This window comes from Nocardia farcinica (assembly GCF_029867845.1).
GTDB lineage: Bacteria > Actinomycetota > Actinomycetes > Mycobacteriales > Mycobacteriaceae > Nocardia > Nocardia farcinica_A.
Genome location: NZ_JARWRU010000167.1, coordinates 1 through 3550, shown reverse-complemented (window position 1 = coordinate 3550; position 3550 = coordinate 1). Strand labels below are relative to the sequence as shown.

The window sequence follows — 3550 nt, the reverse complement described above, 5'->3', positions numbered from 1 at the left end:
TGCGTCGGTTCCGCACGTTCGACAGAAGGTTCGAGACGTAGATGGCGCAGGGCACTGTGTTGTGGTTCGACAGCGAGAAGGGCTTCGGCTTCATCGCTCAGGACGGGGGTGGACCCGACGTGTTCGTCGACTACCTCGAACTCGCCGGGGTCGGTTTCCGTTCGCTGCGCGAAGGTCAGCGCGTGACCTTCGACCTACGGCACAGCAAGTCCGGCCCGGAGGCGGTGGGGGTCCGCGTCATCGGCTGAGTGCCACCGCGCGCTCGTGGAAGAAGGCTGCGGCCGGCTCGCGGGCGCGAGGCGGGTACTACGCGAGCGCAGCCACTCGACGAGCACGGCGTTGCCGCGCACCAGCAGGCGCAGCGCCTTGGCCGGATCCCAGCCGTTGACGTCGAGCAGACCGGTGATCGGGGTCTCGATGACATCGCGGGCAGCCACGGCGAGAGGTAGCTGTCCAGGGCCGCCAGGTGGACGAAGCGGCAGTCGTAGTCGGAATCGGGGGACGGTGACCCCAATCCCGAGCCCTGCTCCCGCTCTCGGTGGCGATCAGAAGCCGTACGCGGTGCTCGCCTTCGACGCGCGCCAGTTCGGCGTCGGCGGCGTCGAGGATCTCCGGGACCATCGAGTCGGGGACGGCGGGTGACGACATATCGGCGATGGTGCGGCGGAAGCGGACGAGTCTTCCTCCTGTTTTCGGCGGGCGACCGGCGGGGGCGTCCACCGCCGGGTGCCGCTCCTTTCGCAGGTGAGCGCCTATATCGGAATGATATCGGTGGATTGCGGAGAGTAATTCAAGCCATAGTTCATGCGGGCTTCCGCTTTTCGCTGGTTGAAAAGGCAAGCCCTTGGGTCGGGGCTGAGCGCAGGCTTCGAGCGGCGCTGTTCCGGCTGAATCGGCAGGTCAGAGCGCGTTTTTGGTTCCTGTTGGAACATCTGTGCGGTGATTTGGCTCACTCGGGTGAGTGAAGAGTAGTAAGGGTCACATTTTCCCGAATTTCCGTAACCGGTCCGCGAGAGCGTCCGATGTGCCCTGTGTCAGCCAGTTCGACTGGATGTGTTTCGACGAAAAGGAATTTTCATGATCCCCGTTATCATCGACACCGGTAGTGCCGCGCTGAACGGTCTGTTCGACACCCTGGACGCCGCCGTGCGTGGCCTGTTCAACACCCTGTGGACGGGCTCGTTCGGCGGCTGATCGCCGGACGTCGACTCCTCGAGGCCTCGCACCCCCGCGGTGCGGGGCCTCGGCGTCTTCTGGGGGCAGTTTTCGGGGTGCGCAACGGCCCATGGGCGGCTGCCGGAGGATGAGTTGCCGAATTGTTGCCGACACCGGGTTCTGGCTGGCAGAAGCGTATTCGAATCGTTGCTAGCCTCGGCTTTTGCAAGTCGACCCACATCATCCACCCGCTCGGGGCGGCCACGGCCGCGCCGTGAATCCCGGGCGTGACCCGGTCGCACCCGGCCGGTTCGAGCAAGAGGAGTTCCCATGGGATCGGTCATCATCGAAACCGGCAGTGCTGTTCTCGAAGGAGTGCTCGACATCCTGGCCATCGTGCTCGAGGGCCTGGGCGCGCTGCTCGGCTCGGCGGAGTGAGTTCGCCCGCGCGCTGAGCGTCTCGCCGAAGTAGCGGGCCCCGCACCGGAATTCCGGGCGCGGGGCCCGTTTCGTGTCCCGGTTTGCCGGATTCCGCGCCGGGCGGGCGAGCGTACTGACGGCGCGTGCCCACCGGGTGGCGACATCGTCCCGAAACGTGCCAACTAAGCTGGGGTCCGGTAATCAGCCGCCCCCTTTTCTTCAGGAGTAACCCACTGTGAGCCAAGCAGGCCGTCCTGTAGTTCTGATCGCCGACAAGCTCGCCCAGTCGACCGTCGACGCGCTCGGTGACGGTGTCGAGGTTCGCTGGGTCGACGGCCCCGACCGGCCGGCCCTGCTGGCCGCGGTTCCCGAGGCGGACGCGCTGCTCGTCCGCTCGGCCACCACCGTCGACGCCGAGGTGCTCGAGGCGGGCAAGAAGCTGAAGATCGTCGCGCGCGCCGGCGTCGGCCTCGACAACGTCGACGTGCCCGCGGCCACCGAGCGCGGCGTGATGGTCGTGAACGCGCCGACCTCCAACATCCACACCGCCGCCGAGCACGCGGTCACCCTGCTGCTGGCCGCGGCCCGCCAGATCCCGGCCGCCGACGCCACCCTGCGTGAGCACACCTGGCAGCGCAGCAAGTTCAACGGCGTGGAGATCTACGGCAAGACCGTCGGCGTCGTCGGCCTCGGCCGCATCGGCCAGCTGTTCGCCGCGCGTCTGGCCGCGTTCGAGACCAAGATCATCGCCTACGACCCCTACGTCTCCCCGGCTCGCGCCGCCCAGCTCGGTATCGAGCTGGTCACCCTGGACGAGCTGCTGCAGCGTGCCGACCTGATCTCGGTGCACCTGCCCAAGACCCCGGAGACCAAGGGTCTGCTCAGCAAGGAGAAGCTGGCGCTCACCAAGAAGGGCGTCATCATCGTCAACGCCGCGCGCGGCGGCCTGATCGACGAGCAGGCGCTGGCCGACGCCATCACCTCCGGCCACGTGCGCGCCGCCGGCATCGACGTGTTCGAGACCGAGCCCTGCACCGACAGCCCGCTGTTCGACCTGCCGCAGGTCGTGGTGACCCCGCACCTGGGCGCCTCCACCTCCGAGGCGCAGGACCGCGCGGGCACCGATGTCGCCAAGTCGGTGCTGCTGGCGCTGGCAGGCGAGTTCGTGCCCGGCGCGGTGAACGTCACCGGCGGCGCGGTCGGCGACGAGGTCGCCCCCTGGCTGGACATCGTGCGCAAGCAGGGTGTGCTGCTCGGCGCGCTGGCCGACGAGCTGCCGGTCAGCGTCGAGGTGCAGGTCCGCGGCGAGCTGGCCTCCTCGGATGTGGCGGTTCTGGAGCTGTCGGCGCTGCGCGGCATCTTCTCCAACCACGTCGAGGACCAGGTCACCTTCGTCAACGCCCCCGCGCTGGCCAAGGAGCGCGGCATCAGCGTCGAGGTCACCTCGGCCACCGAGAGCCCGAACCACCGCAGCATGGTCGACCTGCGCGCGGTCTTCGGCGACGGTCACACCCTGAACGTGGCGGGCACGCTGACCGAGCCGCAGCAGGTCGAGAAGATCGTCAACATCAACGGCCGCAACTACGACATGCGCGCCGAGGGCCTGAACCTGGCCGTGCTGAACTACGAGGACCGTCCCGGCGCGCTCGGCAAGATCGGCACCAAGCTGGGCGAGGCCGACGTCGACATCCTGGCCGCGCAGCTGAGCCAGGACATCGACAAGGACGGCGCGACCGTCATCCTGCGCGTCAACAAGCCGGTTCCGGCCGACGTGCAGGCGGCGATCGGCGAGGCCGTGGGCGCCGCCAAGATCGCCCTGGTCGACCTGGTCTGATCCATACCCGCATACACACTGCCGTCACGCGGCCCCCCCCCCGGACCCCGGGGGGGGGGGGGGGGGGGGGGCGGGGGGTGTGTGGTAAGTTGGGGGGGACGCCCGGGAGCGCGCGCGGCCCCCCGGGAACACCAGCGCGCG

At 68.6% G+C, this 3550-nt stretch carries 4 protein-coding genes; 2 read left to right on the top strand and 2 right to left on the bottom strand.

What is annotated here, in order from left to right:
• Positions 1-41: 41 nt before the first annotated feature.
• Positions 42-248, top strand: coding sequence for a cold-shock protein (locus QH283_RS03420; RefSeq protein ID WP_280501564.1), 207 nt, complete (start codon positions 42-44; stop codon positions 246-248).
• Here QH283_RS03420 and QH283_RS03415 read toward each other — a convergent pair.
• Both QH283_RS03415 and QH283_RS03410 read right to left on the bottom strand, forming a co-directional pair.
• Complete coding sequence (locus QH283_RS03415) at positions 195-437, bottom strand: DNA polymerase beta superfamily protein (protein WP_280501563.1); 243 nt, start codon at positions 435-437, stop codon at positions 195-197. The two genes, QH283_RS03420 and QH283_RS03415, sit on opposite strands and share 54 nt — an antisense overlap.
• Positions 438-752: 315 nt before the next feature.
• The gene (locus QH283_RS03410; protein ID WP_280501562.1) at positions 753-953 is read right to left on the bottom strand and encodes a hypothetical protein; all 201 of its coding nucleotides are present in this window, start codon (positions 951-953) and stop codon (positions 753-755) included.
• A gap of 857 nt (positions 954-1810) precedes the next feature.
• On the opposite strand from QH283_RS03410, the gene serA reads away from it, so the two are divergent.
• Positions 1811-3409, top strand: a complete 1599-nt coding sequence (serA, locus tag QH283_RS03405) for a phosphoglycerate dehydrogenase (protein WP_280501561.1) — start codon at positions 1811-1813, stop codon at positions 3407-3409.
• Positions 3410-3550: the final 141 nt, after the last annotated feature.

Excerpts from the sequence above, each read along its gene's own strand:
- QH283_RS03420 (WP_280501564.1), top strand. The coding sequence starts at position 42 with ATGGCGCAGGGCACTGTGTTGTGGTTCGACAGCGAGAAGGGCTTCGGC.